This is a genomic window from Rhizobium sp. SYY.PMSO (genome assembly GCF_046840415.1).
In the GTDB taxonomy this organism is placed as follows: Bacteria; Pseudomonadota; Alphaproteobacteria; order Rhizobiales; family Rhizobiaceae; genus Rhizobium.
The window spans coordinates 3,257,629-3,281,190 of record NZ_CP177349.1; the positions used below are offsets into that span (position 1 = coordinate 3,257,629).

At 61.5% G+C, this 23,562-nt stretch carries 19 protein-coding genes; 13 read left to right on the forward strand and 6 right to left on the reverse strand.

The features are described from left to right. The first annotated feature begins 1 nt into the window (after position 1). Positions 2–439 carry a metallopeptidase family protein gene (locus ACJJVH_RS15800; RefSeq protein ID WP_112795821.1) on the forward strand — a complete coding sequence of 146 codons (438 nt, stop codon included), beginning with the start codon at positions 2–4 and terminating at the stop codon, positions 437–439. A gap of 412 nt (positions 440–851) precedes the next feature. Here the strand turns inward: ACJJVH_RS15800 and ACJJVH_RS15805 are convergent, their stop codons facing one another. Both ACJJVH_RS15805 and ACJJVH_RS15810 read right to left on the reverse strand, forming a co-directional pair. Then, the gene (locus ACJJVH_RS15805; protein WP_113369722.1) at positions 852–1,058 is read right to left on the reverse strand and encodes a DUF1737 domain-containing protein; all 207 of its coding nucleotides are present in this window, start codon (positions 1,056–1,058) and stop codon (positions 852–854) included. A 29-nt stretch (positions 1,059–1,087) separates the two neighbouring features. After that, on the reverse strand, positions 1,088–2,032 hold the full coding sequence (locus tag ACJJVH_RS15810; protein ID WP_412064324.1) for an HpcH/HpaI aldolase/citrate lyase family protein: 945 nt from the start codon (positions 2,030–2,032) through the stop codon (positions 1,088–1,090). Between the two features lie 111 nt (positions 2,033–2,143). Between ACJJVH_RS15810 and ACJJVH_RS15815 the strand changes: the two genes are divergently transcribed. The 10 genes from ACJJVH_RS15815 (at position 2,144) to ACJJVH_RS15860 (ending at position 11,667) form a co-directional block, all read left to right on the forward strand. Continuing rightward, complete coding sequence (locus ACJJVH_RS15815) at positions 2,144–2,380, forward strand: hypothetical protein (RefSeq protein ID WP_412065179.1); 237 nt, start codon at positions 2,144–2,146, stop codon at positions 2,378–2,380. A gap of 194 nt (positions 2,381–2,574) precedes the next feature. Then, entirely contained in the window at positions 2,575–3,183 is a 609-nt protein-coding gene (gene leuD, locus ACJJVH_RS15820) for a 3-isopropylmalate dehydratase small subunit (protein ID WP_112795813.1), read from the forward strand. A 460-nt stretch (positions 3,184–3,643) separates the two neighbouring features. After that, positions 3,644–4,462 (forward strand): sugar phosphate isomerase/epimerase family protein, encoded by an 819-nt coding sequence (locus ACJJVH_RS15825; RefSeq protein ID WP_113434434.1) that lies wholly within the window; start codon positions 3,644–3,646, stop codon positions 4,460–4,462. A gap of 413 nt (positions 4,463–4,875) precedes the next feature. Continuing rightward, positions 4,876–5,988, forward strand: a complete 1,113-nt coding sequence (gene leuB / locus ACJJVH_RS15830; RefSeq protein ID WP_412064325.1) for a 3-isopropylmalate dehydrogenase — start codon at positions 4,876–4,878, stop codon at positions 5,986–5,988. A 201-nt stretch (positions 5,989–6,189) separates the two neighbouring features. Continuing rightward, on the forward strand, positions 6,190–6,939 hold the full coding sequence (lpxE, locus tag ACJJVH_RS15835) for a lipid A 1-phosphatase LpxE (RefSeq protein WP_112795808.1): 750 nt from the start codon (positions 6,190–6,192) through the stop codon (positions 6,937–6,939). Positions 6,940–7,184: 245 nt separating this feature from the next. Further along, positions 7,185–7,439, forward strand: a complete 255-nt coding sequence (locus ACJJVH_RS15840; RefSeq protein ID WP_112796116.1) for a winged helix-turn-helix domain-containing protein — start codon at positions 7,185–7,187, stop codon at positions 7,437–7,439. Positions 7,440–7,590: 151 nt separating this feature from the next. Then, a complete protein-coding gene (locus ACJJVH_RS15845; RefSeq protein ID WP_112795806.1) occupies positions 7,591–8,340 on the forward strand; it encodes a glucose 1-dehydrogenase in 750 nt (249 codons plus the stop codon). Between the two features lie 298 nt (positions 8,341–8,638). After that, positions 8,639–9,148: a Dps family protein gene (locus tag ACJJVH_RS15850; protein WP_112795804.1), complete on the forward strand. Its 510-nt coding sequence runs from the start codon at positions 8,639–8,641 to the stop codon at positions 9,146–9,148. A gap of 376 nt (positions 9,149–9,524) precedes the next feature. After that, positions 9,525–10,559 (forward strand): aspartate-semialdehyde dehydrogenase, encoded by a 1,035-nt coding sequence (locus tag ACJJVH_RS15855; protein WP_112795802.1) that lies wholly within the window; start codon positions 9,525–9,527, stop codon positions 10,557–10,559. A 307-nt stretch (positions 10,560–10,866) separates the two neighbouring features. Next, positions 10,867–11,667 carry a lytic transglycosylase domain-containing protein gene (locus ACJJVH_RS15860; protein ID WP_412064326.1) on the forward strand — a complete coding sequence of 267 codons (801 nt, stop codon included), beginning with the start codon at positions 10,867–10,869 and terminating at the stop codon, positions 11,665–11,667. Between the two features lie 76 nt (positions 11,668–11,743). Here the strand turns inward: ACJJVH_RS15860 and ACJJVH_RS15865 are convergent, their stop codons facing one another. Then, positions 11,744–12,385, reverse strand: coding sequence for a carbonic anhydrase (locus ACJJVH_RS15865; protein WP_112795799.1), 642 nt, complete (start codon positions 12,383–12,385; stop codon positions 11,744–11,746). Positions 12,386–12,457: 72 nt separating this feature from the next. After that, the gene (gene pdxY / locus ACJJVH_RS15870; protein WP_113360582.1) at positions 12,458–13,333 is read right to left on the reverse strand and encodes a pyridoxal kinase PdxY; all 876 of its coding nucleotides are present in this window, start codon (positions 13,331–13,333) and stop codon (positions 12,458–12,460) included. Between the two features lie 294 nt (positions 13,334–13,627). Here pdxY and ACJJVH_RS15875 point away from each other — a divergent pair, with 294 nt between their 5' ends. Both ACJJVH_RS15875 and ACJJVH_RS15880 read left to right on the forward strand, forming a co-directional pair. Beyond that, positions 13,628–18,418 carry an NAD-glutamate dehydrogenase gene (locus ACJJVH_RS15875; RefSeq protein ID WP_412064327.1) on the forward strand — a complete coding sequence of 1,597 codons (4,791 nt, stop codon included), beginning with the start codon at positions 13,628–13,630 and terminating at the stop codon, positions 18,416–18,418. Positions 18,419–18,467: 49 nt separating this feature from the next. Continuing rightward, a complete protein-coding gene (locus ACJJVH_RS15880; RefSeq protein ID WP_113372182.1) occupies positions 18,468–19,856 on the forward strand; it encodes an MFS transporter in 1,389 nt (462 codons plus the stop codon). A 199-nt stretch (positions 19,857–20,055) separates the two neighbouring features. Here the strand turns inward: ACJJVH_RS15880 and purH are convergent, their stop codons facing one another. Together purH and ACJJVH_RS15890 are read right to left on the reverse strand one after the other, a co-directional pair. After that, positions 20,056–21,672 (reverse strand): bifunctional phosphoribosylaminoimidazolecarboxamide formyltransferase/IMP cyclohydrolase, encoded by a 1,617-nt coding sequence (purH, locus tag ACJJVH_RS15885; protein WP_412064328.1) that lies wholly within the window; start codon positions 21,670–21,672, stop codon positions 20,056–20,058. A gap of 173 nt (positions 21,673–21,845) precedes the next feature. Continuing rightward, positions 21,846–23,492, reverse strand: a complete 1,647-nt coding sequence (locus ACJJVH_RS15890; RefSeq protein ID WP_412064329.1) for a heparinase II/III family protein — start codon at positions 23,490–23,492, stop codon at positions 21,846–21,848. Between the last annotated feature and the right edge of the window lie 70 nt (positions 23,493–23,562).

Here is a 23,562-nt window from a genome sequence, read left to right on the forward strand (position 1 = left end):
CATGGCTCGCGTTGACCAGAGCGAGGATTGGCGGGACCGCCACTCGCCCTCCATCAGCACATTCGAATCTCTGGCAATGGAGGCTTACAGCCATCTGCCGGAAGAGTTCCGTTCGCTCACCGGCAACCTCATCATCCTCATCGAGGATTTCCCGGATGACGACGTATTCGAGGATATGGCGCTGGAAACCCCCTTCGACCTGCTCGGCCTTTTCGAGGGCCGCGGCATATCGGAGCGCTTTACCGCCCAGACCGGCGATATGCCGAACAAGATCCGCATCTACCGCCGGCCGATCATCGATTACTGGGCGGAAAACGACGAAACCCTCGGCGACATCATCACCCATGTCATGATCCACGAGATCGGCCACCATTTCGGCCTGAGCGACGAGGACATGGAGCGCATCGAGGAAAGCGCCGAAGAAGCGACGGATCGGTGATATCCTTCGTCAATAAAGTTTACTATTATCCGATGTATTGTAGGCTCAAGCGCAAGAAATAGGATAAAGTGACTTTAAGGATAAGTCTCTTATTTAGCGCTTCATTCCTTCTTCTATTGATAATAGGAGATTAATTTAAACTTGACGTACCGGATCTTAACGAAAATCCTGTCACAAACTTCGTCAAGTTCATATATTTTATTGGCATCTTCAGCTCCTCCATCTTTGGCTTAGGGAGCAGCATTCTGAGCATGTCTTTACGCGCACACCTTAGAAAGGGTGAGGACATCACGTATGTAGAAGAAAATCCGATAATCTGGCTTTTGACATGGCGTGAAGTAAAAGACGAGATCAAACGCATTTAGGGCGATTTAAGCCCCAATAGCAGCCACCCTCTCGCTCACCCAGCTGATTACTGTTCCGAAAGCTTCATATCCGGATCGTAATCCTTGCCGGCGACGTCCTTGACGACGGCCTGGCCGCACTGCATCTGACCGCTCGCAGCATTGAAGGCATAGGTCGGCGAGCCCGACAGCTCCCAGCCTTTGTTCAACGCCGCGGATACCTTATGGCAGAAGGATGCGTCGTCGGGGCCGGTGAGGAAGCGGTAGAGTTTCATCAAGACATCTTTCTTGCTGGGTTGGCCCGTCAGGCCTCGGTGCGGGATGCTGCGGCTACGCCCGAAGCGCGATGCGCGATCAGACGAGCTTTATGAACCAGTCTTTCCGCCTGGACAAGGTGCAGCCGCTCCACCATCCGCCCGCCGAGATTGACGACATTGAGAGCGTCGGCACCCGGCTCGGCAAAGGCTGATATGATGGCTTCGGCCTCGGCAATAGCTGTCGCATCCGGGCCGAAATGCCGGTTGGCGGCCTCGATCTGGCTCGGATGGATCAGCATCTTGCCGGCAAAGCCCATGCTGCGGCCCTGACCGCATTCCGCTTCGAACGCCTCCGCATCCTTGAAATCGTTGAAGACGCTGTCGATGGCTTCGAGCCCATAGGCACTGACGGCCAGTATCGCCTGCATCAGCCAGGGCACCAGATAGGCGCGGCCCGGCTGCGGCAGGACACCCGTTTCCTTTCTGAGATCGTTGAGGCCGACGACGAGGCAATCAAGCCGGCTGCCAGACGTGCGCCCGGCCTCGGCGATCGAAGCCGCATTCAGGATGCCGCGCGGCGTCTCGATCATCGCCCAGATGCGCAGGTTTTCCGGCGCATCTGCTTCGGCAAGACGGTCGCTGACAACGGTCACGTCCTGCGGCTCGTCCACCTTTGGCAGCAGCATCGCATCCGGTTCCAGCTCCGCGACCAGCGCCAGGTCGTCGGCGCCGAAATTGGAGGAAAGCGCGTTGATGCGGATGATCCGCTCCTTGCCGGGAAGGGGCGAACCGGCAAAGAAGGCCCGTAAATTCTCCCGCGCCTCGGCCTTCTTCTCCGGCGAAACGGAATCTTCGAGATCGAAGATGACGGCATCGCAATCGAGGCTCGAAAGCTTGTCCAGCGCGCGGCGGTTGATGGCGGGAACGCTCAAGACCGAACGGCGCAGGCGGGCGGGGCGGGAAGCGGAGGTTTGGCTCGCAGATTGGCTCATTGTGCCGTTTTGCCGCGCTTTTAATCGCCAGGCAAGTCAACAAAAAGCCATGCTCCTCTTGCAGAGGGGAAGAGAGAGGACCACATTGCCATGAGTAGAGAGGTCTCGACCATGCAGAATATCCGTTCCCTGTTCATCGCGCTTGCCGGCATCACCGTGTTTGCCGCCATGGCGTTGTTTACAGTTTCGATCACGCTTGCCGTCGGCGCTATCCTGACCGTGCTCATGGCAGCCCGCGCGATTTCCCTGCGCATGAAGCCGGCACCGGTGCATGCCAAGACGAAGACGAACGGCCAGCGCGAAATGCGCATCTGGAACGACGGTCGCGGCACGATCATCGACCTCTGAGGTCGAACACAGGCAAGGGCAGCCTGTTGTCGGCTGCCGAACGCATTTGCCCGGGGACTGACTTGTTCCCGGAGGCAGGCTACGGCCAAAGCGCCGTGTTTTAGAGCATTTCCAAGATTCTCCTTCATTTCGGGCCGGATTTGCTCTATTGGCAGGATAATTCGTGCTTTAGACGAGAATGAAGGCAGGACCCCATGGACAAGTTCGTGAAGTTGACCGGTGTCGCGGCACCCCTCCCGGTCGTCAATGTCGATACCGACATGATTATCCCGAAGGATTATCTGAAGACCATCAAGCGCACAGGTCTCGGCAAAGGGCTCTTCGCTGAAGCCCGCTACAACGAAGACGGCACGCCGAACGAAGAGTTCGTGCTGAACAAGCCGGCCTATCAGAACGCCAAGATCCTCGTCGCCGGCGACAATTTCGGCTGCGGCTCCTCGCGCGAACACGCTCCCTGGGCGCTGCTCGACTTCGGCATCCGCTGCGTCATATCCACAAGCTTCGCCGACATCTTTTACAACAACTGCTTCAAGAACGGCATCCTGCCGATCAAGGTCAGCCAGGAAGATCTCGACAAGCTGATGGACGACGCCTCGCGCGGCTCCAACGCCATCCTGACGATCGATCTGGAAAACCTCGAAATCACCGGACCGGACGGCGGCTCGCTGAAATTCGAACTCGACGAGTTCAAACGTCACTGCCTGCTGAACGGCCTTGACGATATCGGCCTGACGCTGGAAAAATCCTCCGCGATCGACACTTTCGAAAAGTCGAACGCCGCGTCGCGTCCCTGGGCCGCCTGACCGGCTTCATCCTTATTCTGCATTTCGAAGCCGGGCCTTACAGCCCGGCTTTTTTCATGCCGAAAAGGAGTCCCTCTCCCCGCAAACGGTAGGGGAATCGCATATGGGCTGGATGGGCATCGGAAGCTCCTTCTCCCCAACGGGGAGAAGGTGGCCCGAAGGGTCGGATGAGGGGGTTTTCCGATTTGAATGCGTTGATTTTCGTACTCTTGGCAGGCGCCCCCTCATCCGCCTGACGGCACCTTCTCCCCGCTGGGGAGAAGGGGGCGGCTGCGATTTCAGCCCATATGCGTTTCCCCTGCCTTGCGGGGAGAGGGGACTATTCCGTGGAAACAGCTCACACACCATCTTTTCCCGCACGCTGTAATATGATCGACAAGAAGCGGGTCCATATAAGCCTGCCGAGGCCCTTCGGACCTCTCTCCCGCCCTTGATCCTCTCCACGCAATGGAGCTTCTCCATGACCTCTCTTCCTATTGTCGGCGCCGCCATGACGCTTGACGACGTCGAAACCCATCGCAACTGGCTGCTCGAAAAGCCGCGCGATCTGGAACTCCAGAGCTTCGTCGAAGCCGATGTTCTGAACGGTGATTGGGCTCCGCTTGCCGAGCGCGCCCGCAAGCTGCTCGACGGCCATCAGGGCCGCCTCGGCATCCATGGCCCGTTCTGGGGCTTCGTCATCGCCTCGCAGGATCCCGAAATCCGCGCCGTCGTCTCCAGGCGTCTGCTGCAGGCCCTCGACGTCTGCGCCAATATCGGCGCCACGCAGATGGTCATCCATAGCCCCTATACGTCGTGGTCCTACAACAACCTCGACAACAACAGGGGCGAGCGCGAAAAGATCATCGACTACACGCATCTGACGCTGAAGGATGCCGTCAAGCGCGCCGAGGATATCGGGCTCACCATGGTCATCGAGAACATCGAGGACAAGGACCCCCATATCCGCGTCGGTCTCGCCGACAGCTTCAACTCCCCCGCCGTCGCCGTCTCGATCGACACCGGCCATGCCCATTATGCCCACGGCTACACCGGCGCGCCGCCGGTCGACTACTACGTCCACGCCGCCGGCAACCGCCTGCAGCATATCCACCTGCAGGATGCGGACGGCTATGCCGACCGTCACTGGAGCCTCGGCGAAGGCAATATCCACTGGCGCGCCGTCTTTGCCGCCCTTGCCAGGCTCGACAGCAATCCGCGCCTGATCATCGAGATCAAGGACAAATCGAAGATCCCGGCATCGGCCGCCTACCTCGCTTCGCTCGGGCTGGCCGAGTAAAGGTAAGACGACGCAAACCATCCGCCCTCGTGGTTCGAGACGGCCCTTCGGGCCTCCTCACCATGAGGGCTAATCCCCACATCAGGCTTTCAATTCACCTCGTCCTCAATCCTGAGTTTGCCCAAGGGTGAGTTGATTGGATGCATTGAGTGATCAATTCTTTTCCACCGCTTCCAAATCGGCGCCACCCTCGTCCTTCGAGGCTCCGCCTTCGGGATGAGGGTGGAATTGACTCCGGCGAGCGCAAAAAGATCAGCCCTCACCCTGAGGTGGCCCGCAGGCCCTCGAAGGGCGAGGGCGGGTGAGGCTCTCAAAAGCCCGAAAACCGTACCGTTTCGGCCTCTTCCTCGCTTGAAAAGCCGCATTTGCAGGTCTAAAAACCCCGCAACTTTTTCTTTCGCGGAGGCTTTCCCATGACAGTGCGCAATCTCTTCCTCCTGCCGGGCGACGGCATCGGCCCCGAGGCCATGGGCGAAGTCCGCAAGATCATCGCTTATATGAACGAGACGAAGAACGCCGGCTTCGTGACGGACGAAGGCCTCGTCGGCGGCTGCGCCTATGATGCGCATGGCGCCGCCATCTCCGAAGAAGACATGGGCAAGGCGCTTGCCGCCGATGCCGTGCTCTTCGGCGCCGTCGGCGGCCCGAAGTGGGATGCGGTTCCTTATGAAGTGCGCCCGGAAGCCGGCCTGCTGCGCCTGCGCAAGGATCTGCAGCTGTTCGCCAACCTGCGCCCGGCCATCTGCTATCCGGCGCTCGCATCGGCCTCCTCGCTGAAGCCGGAGCTGGTCGACGGGCTCGACATCCTCATCATCCGCGAGCTCACCGGCGGCGTCTATTTCGGCGAGCCGAAGGAAATCATCGACCTCGGCAACGGTCAGAAGCGCGGCATCGACACGCAGGTCTACGACACCTACGAAATCGAGCGCATTGCCGGCGTCGCCTTCGAACTGGCGCGCACCCGCAACAACCGCGTCTGCTCGATGGAAAAGCGCAACGTCATGAAGTCGGGCGTGCTCTGGAACCAGGTCGTCACCGCGACGCATAAGGAAAAATATGCCGACGTGCAGCTCGAGCACATGCTGGCGGATGCCGGCGGCATGCAGCTCGTGCGCCAGCCGAAGCAGTTCGACGTTATCGTCACCGACAACCTGTTCGGCGACATGCTCTCCGACGTCGCCGCCATGCTGACCGGCTCGCTCGGCATGCTGCCGTCGGCTTCGCTCGGCGCGCCCGATGCCAAGACCGGCAAGCGCAAGGCGCTCTACGAGCCCGTGCACGGCTCCGCACCCGATATCGCCGGCAAGGGCATTGCCAACCCGATCGCCATGATCGCCTCCTTCGCCATGTGCCTGCGCTACTCCTTCGGCCTGATCGCCGATGCCGATGCACTGGAAAAGGCGATCGCCAACGTCCTCGACAGCGGCATCCGCACCGGCGACATCATGTCGGCCGGCAGCCGCCAGGTCGGCACTGCCGAAATGGGCGATACCATCCTCGCCGAGTTCAAGGCTCTCTCGGCATAAGGCCTCCGCGCCAGGCGCCTGATATATTTCACGTGAAACACAAGACCCCGTCCTGCGATGCAGTGCGGGGTTTTTCGTTGTTTGCGTCGGGATGCGCCGAAAAGATTCGACGCGGCGGATCGATGACCACCGTCTTAAAAATACTGTTACAGGAGCCTGCTAGTCCTCCATTCGATTGGAAATCGACAATGGGCGGCGGTTATGCAGGCGATCTTGACGTCTCTCGACAGACGTTGGCGGCGAAGCGATGCGACACTTGCCCCATGTCATTGGAAGATCTGCCTTTTCCTCACAGCCAATGTCGTGCTTCTCTCGGCCCTCCTGTTCGATTGGCCGGTTGGTGCAACCCTTAAAAGCCTCTCGCCATCCATCCGCTTCGTCGGCGAAATGCTGACCGGTTTCGGCGATTCCGAGTGGATCATCATCGTCAGCGCCTTCCTCTTTTTCGAAGGCTGGGCCGGCAGCAGGCTTCTCCACTCGCAGCGCTGTCGCTGCCAGGCGCTGCGTGTCTGCCAGACCGGCGGCTATCTGCTGACGACCATCGTGTTTTCGGGTCTCCTCGCCAATATGCTGAAGCGCGCCATCGGTCGCGCCCGGCCGGCGCATTTTGCGGATTGGGGACCTTTCGGCTTTTCGCCCTTTAACGGCCGCGCCAGCTTCGAAAGCTTCCCTTCGGGCCACGCAACCACCATCGGCGCGCTGTTTGTCGCCCTTGCCATAATGTTCCCCCGCTATCGCTACATCTTCGCGGCATGCGCCCTCTGGCTGGCGATCACGCGCGTCATGATCGGCGCCCATTATCCGAGCGACGTGATGGCCGGTCTGGCGCTCGGCGGCTGGTTCTCTTTCATGACGGCCATCGTCTATTCCCGCTACGGCCTGCTGTTCCGCATCAGCGCTGCCGGCTGGCCGATACCCAGATGGCCGCTGTTGAAAGGCAACAAGCCTTGATCTGACCCGCGGCCGCCGCATCTTCCCCCATCGCAGAACGAAGGCGCCCGCATGAAGGCAAGAAGAAAGCTCTTCATGCGCCCGATCGCGCTCTTCGGGGCAGGACGGATCGCAACGGTTGCCAAGTTCCCCGTGCATTCATATATCTGGAAGCAGAGCGGCTGCCGAAGGCGGTCAACCCGATTTCGTTTCCGTTTGCGATGAAAACCATGGATGCCGGGCCAATACGTTTGAGCGATAGGCAGATGGGGCTGATCTCCCGGGCCCTTGCCGAGCCACGGCGCGTGCAGATCCTGAAGGAAATCGGCGCGCGAACCGAACCCATGCCCTGCAGCACTCTGAACGAATGCCACGCCGTCAGTGCCGCGACGATATCCCATCATATCAAGGAACTTGAGAACGCCGGTCTCATCGAGATCCAGCGCGAAGGCAAGTTCGCAAATCTCGTGCTGCGGCGCGATACGCTGAACGCCTATATGGCGGAACTTTCCAAGATCTGACGATTCCGCTCGGTCCCGGCGCTTCCGCCTCTTGTAACAATTAGATGATTATCTAAATATCAAACTGATGCTGCGGATCGGTTTTCGGGTCGCAGGCGTCAAATGATTTGATGATTATAAAACTGTCGAACAATTTCCGAAGGAAAATGACATGAGCAAACTGGCAGGCAAGGTCGCGATCGTGACCGGAGCATCCAAGGGAATCGGTGCAGGGATCGCCAAGGCGATGGGCGAGGCGGGCGCCGCCGTCGTCGTCAACTATGCCTCGAGCCGCGAAGGCGCCGACAGGGTCGTGGCGGACATCACCGCCAGGGGCGGCAAGGCGCTGGCCATACAGGGTGACGTTTCCAGATCCGAAGACGTCAGCCGCCTCTTTGCCGAAGCGAAACAGGCCTTCGGCCGCGTCGATATCCTCGTCAACAATGCCGGCGTCTATCAATTCGCGTCGATAGAGGAGTTCACCGAGGAAGAATTCCATCGTGAGTTCAACATCAACGTCCTGGGTACGTTGCTGACCACGCGGGAAGCCGTCAAGTATTTCGGCCCGGAAGGCGGCAATGTGATCAACATCGGCTCCAACGCCGTCAGCATGAACCTGCCGACAGCCTCGGTCTATACGGCAACCAAGGCTGCCGTGAGTTCCATCACCCAGATTCTCGCCAAGGAGCTCGGACCGCGCAATATCCGGGTCAACAACCTGGCGCCGGGCGGCGTCGAGACCGAGGGCGTCGTTGCGGCAGGCGTCATCGGCAGCGATTTTGAGAAGCATCTCGTCTCGCAGACACCGCTCGGCCGCCTCGGCCAGCCGACCGATATCGCCCCGATCGCCGTCTTCCTCGCATCGCAGGAAGCCGCCTGGCTGACGGGCGAAACCATCTACGCCGGAGGCGGCCTCAAGTAACGTCCCGCCAGCAAAGCCGCCCTCCTACAAAGAGAGGGCGGCTTATTCGGCGACCGTGGCGACAAGCCGGATCGACGCGTCAGCAAGCAATTGCCAAACCGCCACATTTTCCTATTTAGTAGAGACGTTCGGGTTTTCCGCATAGCATCGCCGGCGGCATGTCCGGAAACGGCATCCCGACCGTGCAATTTCAGAATGCATTCTTTTCCATGCGATCCCACGCAACAGCGAATGTCATCGAACTCCCATAAGATCCGCCGGCCATCGCTGTCGTGAACAACAAACGGAGGACGTCTTTATGAGTAGCGCCAACACCAAATCGAAACTGGGAACTCGCACCAATCTCAGCGAGGAGGCGACACGCGATATTTCCGCAGCATTGAGCGCGCTGCTGGCGGATGTCTTTGCTCTTTACCTGAAGACCAAGAATTTTCACTGGCACATGAGCGGACCGCATTTCCGCGACTATCACCTGCTTCTCGACGAACAGGGCGAGCAGATCTTCGCGATGACCGACCCCATGGCCGAGCGCGCACGGAAAATCGGCGGCACGACCCTGCGGTCGATCGGCCAGATCGCCAAGCTGCAGCGCATCCCGGACAATGATGCCGAATATGTCGATCCGCAGGACATGCTTGCCGAACTGGCGGACAACAACCTCAAGCTCGCGGCGGAAATCCGCGCCGTCCACGATGTCTGCGACGAATACGGCGACATCGCCACCGCCAGCCTGCTTGAAAACTGGCTGGACGAAACCGAGCGCCGCACCTGGTTCCTGTTCGAATCCACCCGCAAGTCCAATCGCTGACACCCGGCACGGCCCGCCGTCGAACACAACAGGCGGAAGGCAGGTTTCGGCGGTCCCGATTTCCTCGCTCCCCGCATCGATGCGAGCGAGGAAATTCTTGACTCCTGTGGAAAACGTCTTAGAACCGGCGGCGGAAAAGGAAGACTTCCATGGTTCGCTTCGAACAGATCGATAGCCTCAGTCACCCGGCAGACGATGCCGGGCGGGATGTCTATTTTCCGGTTTCTTCCAAAACCAAGGCCAAATCGACGACGAAAACCGTCTGACGTCTCTGGCCTGCCGCTCTCTCCCCGGCTCGGTCGGGGACAGGAACCGGTCGTCATGGCCGCGGTTCCCCCCTCGCCAAAGAGGAGAGAAGAGAAAGAGAGCTTGAGAAATGGGTTTCAAAGTTGCAGTAGCGGGCGCGACCGGAAATGTCGGTCGTGAAATGCTCAATATCCTGGCCGAGCGCGGCTTCCCGGCCGATGAGGTCGTGGCGCTCGCATCGGCCCGTTCGCAGGGAACCGAAGTGTCCTTCGGGGACCGGACGCTGAAGGTTTCCAACCTGGAGAACTACGATTTCTCCGACACCGACATATGCCTGATGTCGGCCGGCGGCGACGTCTCGAAGAAGTTCTCGCCGAAGATCGGCGCCCAGGGCTGCGTCGTCATCGACAACTCCTCCGCATGGCGCTACGACGCCGATGTGCCGCTGATCGTCCCGGAAGTAAACCCGGATGCCGTCGCGCAGTTCACCAAGCGCAACATCATCGCCAACCCGAATTGCTCGACCGCGCAGCTCGTTGTCGCGCTGAAGCCGCTGCACGACTTCGCCAAGATCAAGCGCGTCGTCATTTCGACCTACCAGTCGGTCTCGGGCGCCGGCAAGGACGGCATGGACGAGCTGTTCAACCAGACGCGCGCCGTCTTCGTCGCCGATCCGATCGAGGCGAAGAAGTTCACCAAGCGCATCGCCTTCAACGTCATTCCGCACATCGATGTCTTCATGGAAGACGGCTACACCAAGGAAGAATGGAAGGTGCTTGCCGAAACCAAGAAGATGCTCGATCCGAAGATCAAGGTGACCTGCACGGCTGTCCGCGTGCCGGTCTTCATCGGGCATTCCGAATCGGTCAACATCGAGTTCGAAAACGAGATCACCGCCGATCAGGCCCGCGATATCCTGCGCGAGGCACCGGGCTGCCTCGTCATCGACAAGCGGGAAAACGGCGGCTACATCACGCCTTACGAATCCGCCGGCGAGGACGCGACCTATATTTCGCGCATCCGTGAAGACGCGACCGTCGAAAACGGCCTCAACATATGGGTCGTCTCCGACAACCTGCGCAAGGGTGCCGCGCTCAACGCCATCCAGATCGCCGAACTGCTCGTCAACCGTGGCCTGATCAAGCCGCGCAAGCAGGCTGCATAAGGATTCGTAAACCAATTTACGGTTTATAAATCTTCGCCAGCTAGGCAGGATTGAATGGAAGCCTCGCCATTTCGAACGAAAGGCGAGGCTTTTGCGAATGTTTCGGCGGCGATGTTTCACATGAAACGAAAACACCGACCGCTAAAATGTGATAATGACAGAACCGTCGGATGCTGGCATGGTCCGGTAGCGACGAACAACGCGTGAATCCCTGGCTTGAAAGGATTTATGCGCCATTGAAAACGGTTACCGCGTTCGCAGCGCGGTAAGAATTCGGGGACACTGAATGCGCTTCACAATGTCTGGAATGGCAGCTCTCGTGGCGGGCGGGTTGCTGCTGGCGATGCCGCTTGCGGCAAATGCCGCGTCCTGCGGCAACACTTCCGCCGGTTTCGAGAACTGGGTGCAGGAATTCAAGCGTGAAGCGCAGGGACAGGGTGTCAGCCCTTCCGTCCTCGACAGGGCCTTCGCGAACGTCCATTACAACCAGCCCACCATCCGCGCCGACCGCGGCCAGAAGAGCTTCAAGCTTTCCTTCGAGGAATTCATGAAGAAGCGCGGCGGCCAGACGATCATCAACCGCGGCCGGAGCATGAAGCAGGCCAATGCGGCGCTGTTTGCCAAGATCCAGAAGCGCTTCGGCGTTCCGCCAGGCCCGATCATCGCGATCTGGGGCATGGAAACGGGATTCGGCAGCTATATGGGCGACCAGCATACGCTTTCGGCGGTTTCGACGCTCGCCTATGACTGCCGCCGTTCCGCATTCTTCACCGAGCAGCTCTATTCCGCCCTCAAGCTCGTCGGCGAAGGCTATCTGAGCCCGGCGGCGCGCGGCGCAGCCCACGGCGAAATCGGCCAGACGCAATTCATGCCCAAGAACGTGGTTGCCTTCGGCGTCGACGAGGATGGCGACGGCCGGGTCGATCTCGTGGGATCGCGCGCCGATGCGCTTGCGTCGACCGCCAACTTCCTGCGCGGTCACGGCTGGCAGCCTGGCGCCGGCTATCAGCCCGGCGAGCCGAATTTTGCCGCCATCGCCGGCTGGAACGACGCAAAGGTCTACCAGCAGGCAATCGCCTATATCGGCCAGCAGATCGACGGCAAGTAAGCGGATTCCGAATCAAAAAAGGCGCTGCAATCCACCCGGTTGCAGCGCCTTTTCATTGTGATCTGCCTTCCGCCAATCAGACATCCGGGCGAATGAAATCTCGCGTCGCCGGGTCCATGACCCATAGTTCGCCGGTCGAAATATCGAACCAGGCGCCGTGCAGGTGCAGCTTGCCCTCTTCCTCGCGCGTCTTGATTTCCGGGAAGCTGCGCAGATTGTCCAGCGAATTGCGGATCGAAATGCGCTCCAGGGCCGTCTGGCGCTCAGTCTGCGTCATGATATCGTTGCTCTGGATCTGTTCGGCCGCCGGCTTCAGCAGCGCCATCCACCGGCCGATGAAGTCGCCCGGCGACAGCGGCTCCGCATTGGGATCGAGCGCGGCGCGGATGCCGCCGCAGCGACCATGACCCATGACGACGATATCGGACACTTTCAGCGACAGAACCGCGAATTCGAGCGCGGCCGACGTCGCATGGAAATTGCTGTCCGGCTCATAAGGCGGCACCATGTTGGCGACATTGCGGATGACGAATAGCTCTCCCGGCCCTGCGTCGAAGATGATCTCCGGCGCCGAACGGGAGTCACTACAGGCAATAACGAGGGTCGATGGATTCTGGCCGAGCTCCGCCAGAGTGCGATAGCGTTCGCGCTCATCGACGTAACGCCCGCTCATGAAATTGCGATAGCCGTTCAGAAGGGTGTCGGGAAAGCTTTGCATGCTACTGGATTACAGCGCGCTATGGCCGATGGCAACTGCTGCGTTGCAAAAAGCGTTAACGGCCGCGAGCCGCTATTTTTTCCGTCGCTGCGCCGGGTGAACGAGACGCCGCAGCTGCACCATCGCCATCGGCGTCGACAGGCTTGCCGAATCCGCGGCGAGCGTCAGCTCGTCGCTGCCGCGCTTGACGGCGCGCGCCAGTACCTCGTAGACGCTGGCCGTCGCCAGCTGCAAGGCGCGCTCCTCATCCATGCCGGAGAGCAGGCGCGACAGGAATACGGCAGACAGCAGATCGCCAAGCCCGTTCGGCGCGCCTTCTATGCTGCGATGCTCGGCGAGCAACGCGTTTCGGCCGCTGAGATAGAGATTTCCGATGCCGCCGGCCATCATCGGCACCGCCGATGTCACCAGCATGCGTGACGGCCCGAGGGCGAGGGCCGCTTCCATGACGGCATTGTTGTCCTCGAGCGGCGCACCGGCGAGCCAGGCAAGCTCATAGCGGTTCGGCGTCGCGAGCGATGCCAGCGGGATCAGGTGGTCGCGGATCGCTTCCGCCGTCGCTTCCGGCACGTAGAGGCCGCCGGCATCGCCGATCACCGGATCGCAGGCATAGAGGAGATCGGGGTTCTTTTCCCGCAGGGCCGTTACCAGCCGGGCAACGGAATGCGCCTGCGCCGCGTTGCCGAAATAACCCGACAGCACCGCCTTGACTTCGGAAAGCCACGGTGCGGCGATGAGATCGTCGATAGCGTGGTTGAAATCCGCCTCGTTGAAGGTCAGCCGCGTCGAGCGGCCATGCCCCGGATGCCAGGGCAAAACGATGGTCGGCAGCGCCCAGACGGGGTGGCCGAGCGTTTCCAGCGCGAAGACGGCGGCACGATTGCCGACGGCCCCTCTGACGACATGGCTGGAAATGACGATAACGGCGCCGGCCGACATTTGCGACATGATGCTTGCTTTCAAATTCAGGGCTTCAGACAGCAATGGCGCTGTTGATGGTCCCTTTTGCGCCACTCTGTCAACCGCACTTCACAGAGTCATGAAAACCTCTGTTGATGGGCTGATTCCACCCGTTTCACATCACCAATATGTGCTTTGCGCCAAGATCGCGCATTCCGGCAAGATTTCTAGGAAAACGAGGCAAAATCAGTCCGAAAGCAATCAAATTCGCATTCTTTTTGCCAGTTTTTTCGCTAAACCTTCTGCTACTGTGGTCAAAATTCGAAAATCCGGAGGAATTCCATGGCGCCCAAAACCAATCCGAAACGGGAAAAACAGATCGAAGCGGCACGCAAGATCGCCGCGGCGACGGGCGAGGCATACCTCGAGCCCGAAATCCTGTTCGGCCGGGCCAGCAACGACGATATGGAGCTTTACACCCCCGAAATGCTGGCGCTTGCCGCCGTGCATGCTGGCAGGGAGCTGGCGGCCTGGAGCGGCACGTCTCCGCGTGTCAGCATCGAGCAGGTTGCCAACATCGAGCCCGATGGCGTCGCCGTGTCGATCCTCTCGATCACCGACCACAACATGCCCTTTCTCTATGAATCGGTCATGGGCGAGGTGACGAGCAGCTACCGCGACCTCTACATGGCCGTGCACCCGATCCTGGTCGTCGAAAGCGGCAGGCAGCCGATCCTTTATTCCGCCGACCACCTCAGCGACCCTGCCCATCGTGTCAGCCATATCCAGCTTCACCTTTCGCCTTTGACGGCGGCGCAGGCGGCGGACCTGACCAAGCGGGTCCAGGCCGTGCTCGATCAGACGCATCTCGCCGTTTCCGACTGGAAGCCGATGCTCGCGCGCCTCGATACCGTCATTTCCGAGCTTTCCACCTATGAGGCGGCCGGCCGCCGCAGGAACGATCGCGACGAAGCGCTCGCTTTCCTTGCCTGGCTACGGGACGGCAATTTCACCTTCCTCGGCATGCGCGAATATGTCTACTCCGGCAAGGGCGCCAACGCCAAGGTCGAGCGTGATCGCGGCACCGGCCTCGGCATCCTTTCCAATCCCGATGTCCGCGTGTTGCGACAGGGCCGGGATGCCGTCACCACGACGCCGGAAATCCTCGCCTTCCTCGACGGGCCGGATTTCCTGATCGTCACCAAGGCGAACGTCAAATCGATCGTCCATCGCCGCGCCTATATGGATTATGTCGGCGTCAAGCGCTTCGACGCGGACGGCAACGTGACGGGCGAATTGCGCATCGTCGGCCTCTTTACCTCCACCGCCTATACCAGCGCTGCCGCCGAGGTGCCGCTGCTGCGCTCGAAGGTACAGAAGGTCAAGGATCACTTCGGCTTCGATCCCACCAGCCATTCCGGCCGCATGCTCGACAACACGCTGGAATCCTATCCCCGCGACGACCTCTTCCAGATCGATACGTCCCTGCTGGCAAGCTTTGCCGAGCAGATCAACGACCTGACGGACCGGCCGCGCGTGCGTGCGCTGCCGCGCATCGATCATTTCGACCGCTTCGTCTCGGTGATCATTTACGTTCCGCGCGAGGAATATGATTCCGTCGTCCGCGAGAAGATCGGCAACTACCTGAAGACCGTCTATGACGGCCGCGTCTCCGCCTATTACCCGGCTTTCCCCGAAGGCGGCGTGGCGCGCGTGCACTTCATCATCGGCCGCAGCGCCGGCAAGACGCCGCATGTTCCCCAGGCCAGGCTGGAAGAGGCGATCCGCGCCATTACCGCCCGCTGGGACGAACGTTTCGTCATGCTGGCCGGCCCGAAGGCGCCCGGCATCTCCGTCAGCCAGGCTTTCCAGGAAGCCTTCTCGCCCGAAGACGCCTTTGCGGATCTGCCCGATATCATCGCAACGGCCGGCGCCGAACCGATCCGCATCGGCTTCTACATGCGCAAGGACGAGGCAGGTGACATCCTCTCGCTCAAGATCTTCCACGGACAGGGCAATCTGGCGCTGTCGCGCCGCGTGCCGCTGCTCGAAAATCTCGGCTTCAACGTCATCAGCGAGCGTACCTTCGATATCTACGTGACGGCAAAGGACGGCTCGACCGGCCATGTCGTGCTGCACGACATGGAGCTCGAGGCCCGCAACGGCCTGACGATCGACCTCGAGCGTCATGGCGCCGCGCTGGAGGAAGCCTTCCTCGCCGCCTTTGGCGACACGATCGACAACGACGCCTTCAACAGGCTGATCGTCTCCGCCGATCTTTCTGCCCGCGAAACCAACGTGCTGCGCGCCTATTCGCGCTATCTGCGCCAGGCCGGCATCGCCTATTCGCAGGATTACATCGCCGCGACGCTGGACAAGTATCCGCGCATCGCCGCATCGCTCTTTCGCCTTTTCCGCGACACGCTCGATCCGAAGCTCAGCGACAAGAACCGCACCAAGAAGCTCTCCGAGCTGCATGCCGCCATCGAAACAGAGCTGGCCGACGTTCCGAGCCTCGACGACGACCGCATCCTGCGACGCTATGTCAACGCCATCGACGCGACGCTGCGCACCAACTATTTCCAGAGGAATGCCGATGGCACGCCAAAGGCGATGCTCGCCTTCAAGCTCGATCCGAAGCTGCTGGATGGCCTCCCCGAACCCCGGCCGTTCCGCGAGATCTTCGTTTACGGCGTCGAAGTGGAAGGCGTGCACCTGCGTTTCGGCAAGGTGGCGCGCGGCGGCCTGCGCTGGTCCGACCGCGCCGAGGATTATCGGACCGAAGTGCTCGGCCTCGTAAAGGCGCAGCAGGTCAAGAACGCGGTCATCGTACCCGTCGGCGCCAAGGGCGGCTTCTATCCGAAGAAGCTTCCGGCCGGCGGCAGCCGCGACGAAATCTTCAATGCCGGCCGTGAGGCCTACAAGACCTATATCCGCACGCTGCTGTCGATCACCGACAACATCTCCGGCGCCGATATCATTCCGCCCGCCGATACCGTGCGGCTCGACGGCGACGACCCCTATTTCGTCGTCGCTGCCGACAAGGGCACCGCCACCTTCTCCGACACCGCCAATGCGCTGGCGCAGGAAGCCGGCTTCTGGCTGGACGACGCTTTCGCTTCCGGCGGCTCGGCCGGCTACGACCACAAGAAAATGGGCATCACCGCCCGCGGCGCCTGGGAAACCGTGAAACGGCATTTCCGCGAGATGGACGTCGATATCCAGACGACGCCCTTCAGCGTCGTCGGCGTCGGCGACATGTCGGGCGACGTCTTCGGCAACGGCATGCTGCTGTCGCCGAAGATCCGCCTGCTGGCCGCCTTCGACCATCGCGACATCGTCATCGATCCGGATCCGGACATGGAAAAGACGCTGGCCGAACGGCAGCGCCTCTTCAACCTGCCGCGCTCCAGCTGGCAGGATTTCGACAAGTCCGTCCTGTCGAAGGGTGCGATGATCATTTCCCGCTCGGCGAAATCCGTGACGCTGACGCCGGAGGCCGTCGCCGCCATCGGCATCGACAAATCGGTCGCAACACCGTTCGAGATCATGACGGCGATCCTGAAAGCTCCGGTCGACCTGCTGTGGTTCGGTGGCATCGGCACCTATGTCAAGGCGCCGGCCGAAACGGATTCGGAAGTCGGCGACCGTGCCAACGATCCGATCCGCATCGCTGCGGACGAGGTGCGCGCCAAGGTGATCGGCGAGGGCGCCAATCTCGGCGTCACGCAGAAGGGCCGCATCGCCTATGGCCTCAAGGGCGGGCGCTGCAACTCCGACGCCATCGACAATTCCGCGGGCGTCAACACCTCCGACGTCGAGGTCAACATCAAGATCGCCCTTGCCTCCGCCATGTTCGACGACCGGCTGACGCGCGCCAAGCGCGACACGCTGCTCGCCTCCATGACGGACGAAGTGGCGGCGCTGGTCTTGCGCAACAACTACCTGCAATCCCTGGCAATCTCGCTGACGGAGCGCAAGGGTACCGGCAACGGCCTGGAACTCAGCCGCTTCATGAGCGTGCTGGAAGGCGCCAAGCAGCTCAACCGCAAGGTCGAGACCCTGCCTGACGACCAGACTTTCGCCGAGCGCTACGCCAACGGACGCCCGCTGACGCGCCCCGAAATCGGCGTGCTGCTTTCCTATGCCAAGATCGTCCTCTTCGACGCGCTTGTTGCGAGCGATCTTCCCGACGACCCTTACTTCGCCGCTACCCTCAGCCGCTATTTTCCGGCCAGGATGCAGCGTTCCAACGCCAGCGATATCGAAAACCATCGTCTGCGCCGTGAAATCATCGGCACGGCGCTCGCCAACGAAGCGATCAACCGCGGCGGGCCGGGCTTTGCAGTCAGCATGATGGACGCGACGGCCGCGTCCGCCGCCGAGGTCGTCAAGGCGGCGGTGATCGCCCGCGACGGCTTCGATCTCGACCGGCTCTGGAACGAGACGGACGCGCTGGACGGCAAGGTCGGCGGCCAGATGCAGAACCGCGTCTATGGCGAGATCACCGAGGTCTATACCGCGCTGACGCGCCTCCTGCTGAAAACCGGAGCCGCCAAGGGCGACATAGAGGAAACCGTTAGCCGGCTTCGCGCAGCGGTCAAGAAGCTGCGGCCCGTCTTCCTCAGCCATATCCCGGCGGATTTCGCGGCGGAGATCGCTGCCCGCGAGGCGGAATATCAGGCGGCTGGGCTGCCGGAAAAACTCGCTTCGGAGATCGCCACCATCTACGCGCTCGTCCTCGTGCCGGAGATCATGCAGATCGCCGAGCGCACCGGCGATACGCTGAACCGGGCGGCGGAAAGCTATTTCACGGTCTCGCAGACCTTCCGCATCGGCCGCCTGCTGCTCGCCGGCAGCCGGATCGTCACCGGCGATCACTATGAGAGCCTCGCCTTGGCGCGCAGCCTCGACCAGATCGCCGGCGCGCGTCGCGATATCGTTATCTCCGCGCTGTCGAACCATCCGAAGGACAAACAGCCGGTTCAGGCGTGGCATGCGGAGGATCGCATCCGCATCAACCGTATCGCCGAGGAACTCGGCGGCCTCAGTGAAAGCGGCGATCCGAACCTCGCCCGCATCACCGTCGCCGCCGGTCTGCTCAGCGATCTTGCGAACGGCCGGGCAAGGTGACACAGTTCGCCCCGACCCGTCAGGCGGGTGAGGGAATCAGGGGCTCGATCTGGTGGTGACTGAAATTAACAACGACGTGCCGGCAAAAGTGCCGGCACGCGGCATCTGGGGCTGGATGTTCTTCGATTGGGCGGCCCAGCCGTTCTTCACCGTCGTCACCACCTTCATCTTCGGCCCCTATTTCGTCGCGCGGCTGACGTCCGATCCTGTCTCCGCCCAGACGACATGGAGCAACATGGCGACGATCTCCTCGGTGATCATTGCCATCCTGTCGCCGGTGCTTGGCTCGATCGCCGACCAATCCGGCGCCCGCAAGCCATGGATCGCCTTCTTCGCCATCATCAAGATCGGCAGTCTCTTCTGCCTCTGGGGGGCAGCGCCGGGATCGCCGGTCATCTATCCGGCGGTCTTCATGATCCTCGCCTCGATCTCGGCCGAATTCTCGATCGTCTTCAACGATTCGATGATGCCCCGGCTGGTCGGCAAGGACGATGTCGGCAGGCTGTCGAACACCGCCTGGGGCCTTGGCTATCTCGGCGGCATGATCGTCCTCATCACCGTCGTGGCACTGCTCGCCGGCAATCCGCAGACCGGCAGGACCATCCTCGGCCTGACGCCGCTTTTCGGCCTCGACGCGACGCTCGGCGAGGATGCCCGCATCACCGGGCCGATCTCCGCAGTCTGGTACTTCCTCTTCATTCTGCCGATGTTCCTCTTCACGCCGGATGCCGCCCGCGGCCTGCCGCTTCTCGCCGCAGTCCGCTCGGGCCTGCGCGAACTCTCGGCGACCCTTGGCGAGCTGAAGCGCCGGCGCGGCATCAGTCTCTTCCTCATCGCCCGCATGATCTACCAGGATGGCGTCAACGGCCTGCTGATCCTCGGCGGCACCTTCGCGGCCGGCATGTTCGGCTGGGCGACGATCGAGATCGGCATCTACGGTATCATTCTCAACGTCATCGCCATTTTCGGCTGCTTTGCCGCCGGCTATGTCGACCGCTGGCTGGGTTCGAAGACAACCGTCGTCATCAGCCTGACGCTGCTGCTCGTCGCCACCTTCGGCATCATCTCGACAGGTCCCGGCTTCACGCTGTTCGGCCTCGTCCCGCTCTCGACCGTCAGCACCGGCAGCCTGTTCGGCACGGCAGCGGAAAAAGCCTATATCGGCTACGGATTGCTGATCGGCATCGCCTTCGGCCCCGTACAAGCCTCCTCGCGTTCCTTTCTCGCCCGCAGCGTCAGCCTTGCGGAGGCTGGACGCTATTTCGGCATCTACGCCCTCTCGGGCCGCGCCACCAGCTTCATGGCGACGCTGTTCTTCTCGCTGGTGACGTATTGGAGCGGCTCAGCCCGGCTCGGCATGGCGACGCTCGTCATCTTCCTCGCCGGCGGCTTGCTTCTTCTGCTGTCGACACCCTATCCGGCTGACAAGACGAAGTAGGGATATCTCCTTATCGATTCAGGGATATACCCCTCCTTCTCCCCATCGGGGAGAAGGTGCCCGAAGGGCGGACGAGGGGGTTTCTCGGCGTCTTCGAAACCAGCCGATATCATTGCGAACAACATATGCCGTCCGGGTAACGCCCCCTCACCCGGCGCTATCGCGCCACCCTCTCCCCGATGGGGCGAGGGCAAAGTCGTCAATGGCGGAAATGGCGGATGCCGGTGAAGACCATCGCGACATTATGCTCGTTGGCTGCGTCGATGACCTCCTGGTCGCGCATCGAGCCGCCGGGCTGGATGACCGCGGTGGCGCCGGCGGCAATCGCCGAAAGCAGACCATCGGCAAACGGCAGGAAGGCTTCGGAGGCCACGGCGGAGCCGCGGGTCAGCGGCTCGGCAAGCCCCATGGCCTTGGCGGCTTCTTCGGCCTTGATGGCGGCGATGCGGGCAGAATCGACACGGCTCATCTGTCCCGCGCCGATGCCGGCCGTCTGGCCGTCCTTGGCGTAGACGACGGCATTCGATTTCACATGCTTGGCGACACGGAAGGCGAACTTCATGTCCTCTAGCTCCTGCACCGTCGGCGCGCGCCTGGTGACGACCTTCAGCTCCATGTCCTCGACCAGCGCATTGTCACGGTTCTGGACCAGCAGGCCGCCGGAGACGGTCTTGGCGGTCAGGCCGGGCGCGCGCGGATCGGGCAGGGCGCCGACCGAGAGCAGGCGAAGGTTCGGCTTGCGGGCGATGATCGCCTTGGCTTCCTCGCTGACCTCAGGCGCGATGATGACCTCGGTGAAGAGCTTGACGATCTCTTCGGCCGTTTCCGCGTCGAGCAGGCTGTTGAGCGCGATGATGCCACCGAAGGCCGAGACGGAATCGCAGGCGAGAGCCCGCTTGTAGGCCTCCACGAGGCTTGGGCCGGTGGCGACGCCGCAGGGGTTGGCATGCTTGATGATCGCGCAGGCCGGGCCGTTTTCCGGCAGGAATTCGGCAACGAGCTCATAGGCCGCGTCGGTGTCGTTGATGTTGTTGTAGGAGAGCTGCTTGCCCTGGAGGAGCGTCGCCGTCGAAACGCCGGGGCGGTTTTCGCCTGTCACGTAGAAAGCCGCCTTCTGGTGCGGATTTTCGCCGTAGCGCATTTCCTCGCGCAAAACGCCGCCGATGACGCGATGGCGCGGCGTGGCGATATCGAGCGCTTCGGCAAACCAGTTGGAGATCATGGCGTCATAGGCCGCGGTGCGGGCGAAGGCCTTGGCGGCCATGCGCTGACGGAAGGCATAAGCCGTCTGGCCGGCATCGCCGAAAAGCTGCTCCAGCAGCTCCGGATAGTCGGCCGGATCGGTCAGGATCGTCACGTAGGCGTGATTCTTCGCCGAGGCGCGGATCATTGCCGGGCCGCCGATATCGATGTTTTCGACGGTCGTCGGATAGTCGCCGCCCGCCTTGCGGACATCCTCGAAGGGATAGAGGTTGACGACGACGAGATCGATGCCTTCGATCCCATGCTCATTCATCGCAGCCTGATGTTCTGCGTCGTCTCGGATGGCGAGCAGGCCGCCATGCACCTTTGGATGCAGCGTCTTGACGCGGCCGTCCATGATCTCCGGAAAATCCGTCACTTCCGACACGTCGGTCACGGCAAGACCGGCTGCGGCGATCGCCTTGTGCGTGCCGCCGGTCGACAGGAGGCGCACGCCTTGCCCGCTGAGGGCACGCGCCAGCTCGACGATACCGGTCTTGTCCGAGACGGACAGAAGCGCGGTCTTCACCTTCACCTTGTCGGGAGCGGGAATTTTCTTGGAAACGACGGCCATGGGCTTTCTCCGATCTAGAGCAACTCCAGGAAAAGCATGCAGCGGTTTCCGTCCGGAATTGCGAGATAACAAAAAGCAGAGCGAAATCGCTCTGGTATGAGGAGACGAGATTGTCCGGCGGAGATGGCGCGGGACGATAATGCCGCCCCGTTAGCATAGCTGACGCGGTTAGCCTATGGCCGATGGGATAAAAACCAGCGGATTTCCGGCTTTTCAGTAACCCGGAAAACGATCTCGAGCTGATCGGAAGCACGCATGCCCGAGGGATCGGCAAAGAAGATGTCCTCCGCCACCAGCACCTCGTTGCCGGGCGAGGAGAAGACCCAGGTCTCTCCATCCGGCGCGATCAGCAGCGCGGTATCCGTTTCGGTCTGCAACAGGCTGATGGAGGGGTGGATATGGAAGCGGGCGGACGCGATGCCCTCGCCCTTCGGCTGCTGTTTCTTGCCCTCCGGCACGAAAAACCGGTCGCGGCCGGCAACGATCGTGCCGCTGGCATTGAGGCTCAGCTCGCGCTCGTGCACATAGCCGAAGGCGGAGAGATAGCCGTCATGCGCCGCCCGGACGTAGTCTCGCCCGTCTTCGGTCTCGGCGCGCTCGACGATGACCTTCTTCACACCGCCGACCATGATCGGTCCGAGCGACTTCGATTTTGAAAACTGGCACGAGGACGTGTCGTTGAGCGTCACGGTCGAATGTGCCGCGGTCGCCCGCGCCGCCTGAAGGTAACGCTCGCCGGCGAACTCGGGCGAACCGGAATTGATGATGAAGCGGGTTTTGCCGGACGACATCTCGAAGGAAAGGCAGCCCGCATGCGCCGTGCGGCTGAGATCGACCGAGGCGGGGCTGCCGACATCCATGATGACGACGGCCTGACCGGCCGCCAGCCGGTGATATCTGGTGTGCGGCAGTGCCTTGAAAGCCTGTCCCGCCGTCTCGTCATAGCGCAGCACCGACATCAGCTCGTTGGCGAGCGTCGACGTCGCGCCGTTGAACAATGCCAGATCGCCATCCTGATGGCGGAAGAAGCGCAGTGCCGGATACATGCGGTCGATGCCGGGGATGAGCCGCACCGGCACGTCGTGGCCAAGATTGACATAGGTCTGGCGCAGCGGCAGCAAATCGAGCAGCAGTTCCAATGACGCGCGCGGATTGCGGGAGATATGCCCGCCATCCTGCAGGATCTGCCGGTCGATCTCGCGGTCGAGCGCCTGGCCGGCCCGCTTCAGCGTCAGCGCGCTGCTCGGCATGGCGACCGAAGACATGGCGAGCGCGATGCGCACGCGGAACCGCGTGATGCCATCGGGCGCCGAGGCTGCCATTCGCCGCAGAAAACGCACATGGAAGACGAGCATCCGCATGAAACGGCGGTAGAAGCCGCTATCGGTGCCGTGCAGAAGCACAGGCGAATGCGACAGAAGCGCGATCAGCCGTTGCGCCGCTATATCCGGCGACCAGGCAAGGCCGTGCAGCCGGCGTCCGTGAACGGCAATCCAGTCGGTGAGGATCGCGCGCGCCATGGCCGATGCCTGATCGCTCTTTTCCGCCCGCAAATGCCGCAGCCAGCGAAAGTTATGCAGCTTGGCGGCAAAGGCCAAAGACGGCAATTCGAGAGAGAAGGGCGACGCCCCTTGCGTTTCCAGAACACGCCCGGCAAGCAGGATGCGCCCGTTCAGAAGCTCTTCGACGAAAAAGGGATCGACACTGCGCAGGTCGGTCGGCGCCACGATCAGCCGTTCCGGCACACGCATCGTGTGGCGGGTGAGACGCAATCGCGTCAACGCCGCGCGGCGCGACATCCGCCGCCATGCTTCCCGCATGTATGAACTCACTAAACCCTGCCGCAGATCTGCATATTTGCTTCTGCATACTCTCATTACCCGTGGTTAA

Coding starts and splice junctions, on each gene's coding strand:
- ACJJVH_RS15875 (WP_412064327.1), top strand. CDS start 13,628: ATGGCGCCCAAAACCAATCCGAAACGGGAAAAACAGATCGAAGCGGCA.
- ACJJVH_RS15840 (WP_112796116.1), top strand. CDS start 7,185: ATGGGGCTGATCTCCCGGGCCCTTGCCGAGCCACGGCGCGTGCAGATC.
- ACJJVH_RS15865 (WP_112795799.1), bottom strand. CDS start 12,385: ATGCAAAGCTTTCCCGACACCCTTCTGAACGGCTATCGCAATTTCATG.
- ACJJVH_RS15800 (WP_112795821.1), top strand. CDS start 2: ATGGCTCGCGTTGACCAGAGCGAGGATTGGCGGGACCGCCACTCGCCC.
- leuD (WP_112795813.1), top strand. CDS start 2,575: ATGGACAAGTTCGTGAAGTTGACCGGTGTCGCGGCACCCCTCCCGGTC.
- ACJJVH_RS15845 (WP_112795806.1), top strand. CDS start 7,591: ATGAGCAAACTGGCAGGCAAGGTCGCGATCGTGACCGGAGCATCCAAG.
- lpxE (WP_112795808.1), top strand. CDS start 6,190: ATGCAGGCGATCTTGACGTCTCTCGACAGACGTTGGCGGCGAAGCGAT.
- ACJJVH_RS15855 (WP_112795802.1), top strand. CDS start 9,525: ATGGGTTTCAAAGTTGCAGTAGCGGGCGCGACCGGAAATGTCGGTCGT.
- ACJJVH_RS15825 (WP_113434434.1), top strand. CDS start 3,644: ATGACCTCTCTTCCTATTGTCGGCGCCGCCATGACGCTTGACGACGTC.
- leuB (WP_412064325.1), top strand. CDS start 4,876: ATGACAGTGCGCAATCTCTTCCTCCTGCCGGGCGACGGCATCGGCCCC.
- ACJJVH_RS15890 (WP_412064329.1), bottom strand. CDS start 23,492: ATGCGGGAAGCATGGCGGCGGATGTCGCGCCGCGCGGCGTTGACGCGA.
- ACJJVH_RS15810 (WP_412064324.1), bottom strand. CDS start 2,032: ATGAGCCAATCTGCGAGCCAAACCTCCGCTTCCCGCCCCGCCCGCCTG.
- ACJJVH_RS15860 (WP_412064326.1), top strand. CDS start 10,867: ATGGCAGCTCTCGTGGCGGGCGGGTTGCTGCTGGCGATGCCGCTTGCG.
- ACJJVH_RS15815 (WP_412065179.1), top strand. CDS start 2,144: ATGCAGAATATCCGTTCCCTGTTCATCGCGCTTGCCGGCATCACCGTG.
- ACJJVH_RS15850 (WP_112795804.1), top strand. CDS start 8,639: ATGAGTAGCGCCAACACCAAATCGAAACTGGGAACTCGCACCAATCTC.
- ACJJVH_RS15805 (WP_113369722.1), bottom strand. CDS start 1,058: ATGAAACTCTACCGCTTCCTCACCGGCCCCGACGACGCATCCTTCTGC.
- pdxY (WP_113360582.1), bottom strand. CDS start 13,333: ATGTCGCAAATGTCGGCCGGCGCCGTTATCGTCATTTCCAGCCATGTC.
- purH (WP_412064328.1), bottom strand. CDS start 21,672: ATGGCCGTCGTTTCCAAGAAAATTCCCGCTCCCGACAAGGTGAAGGTG.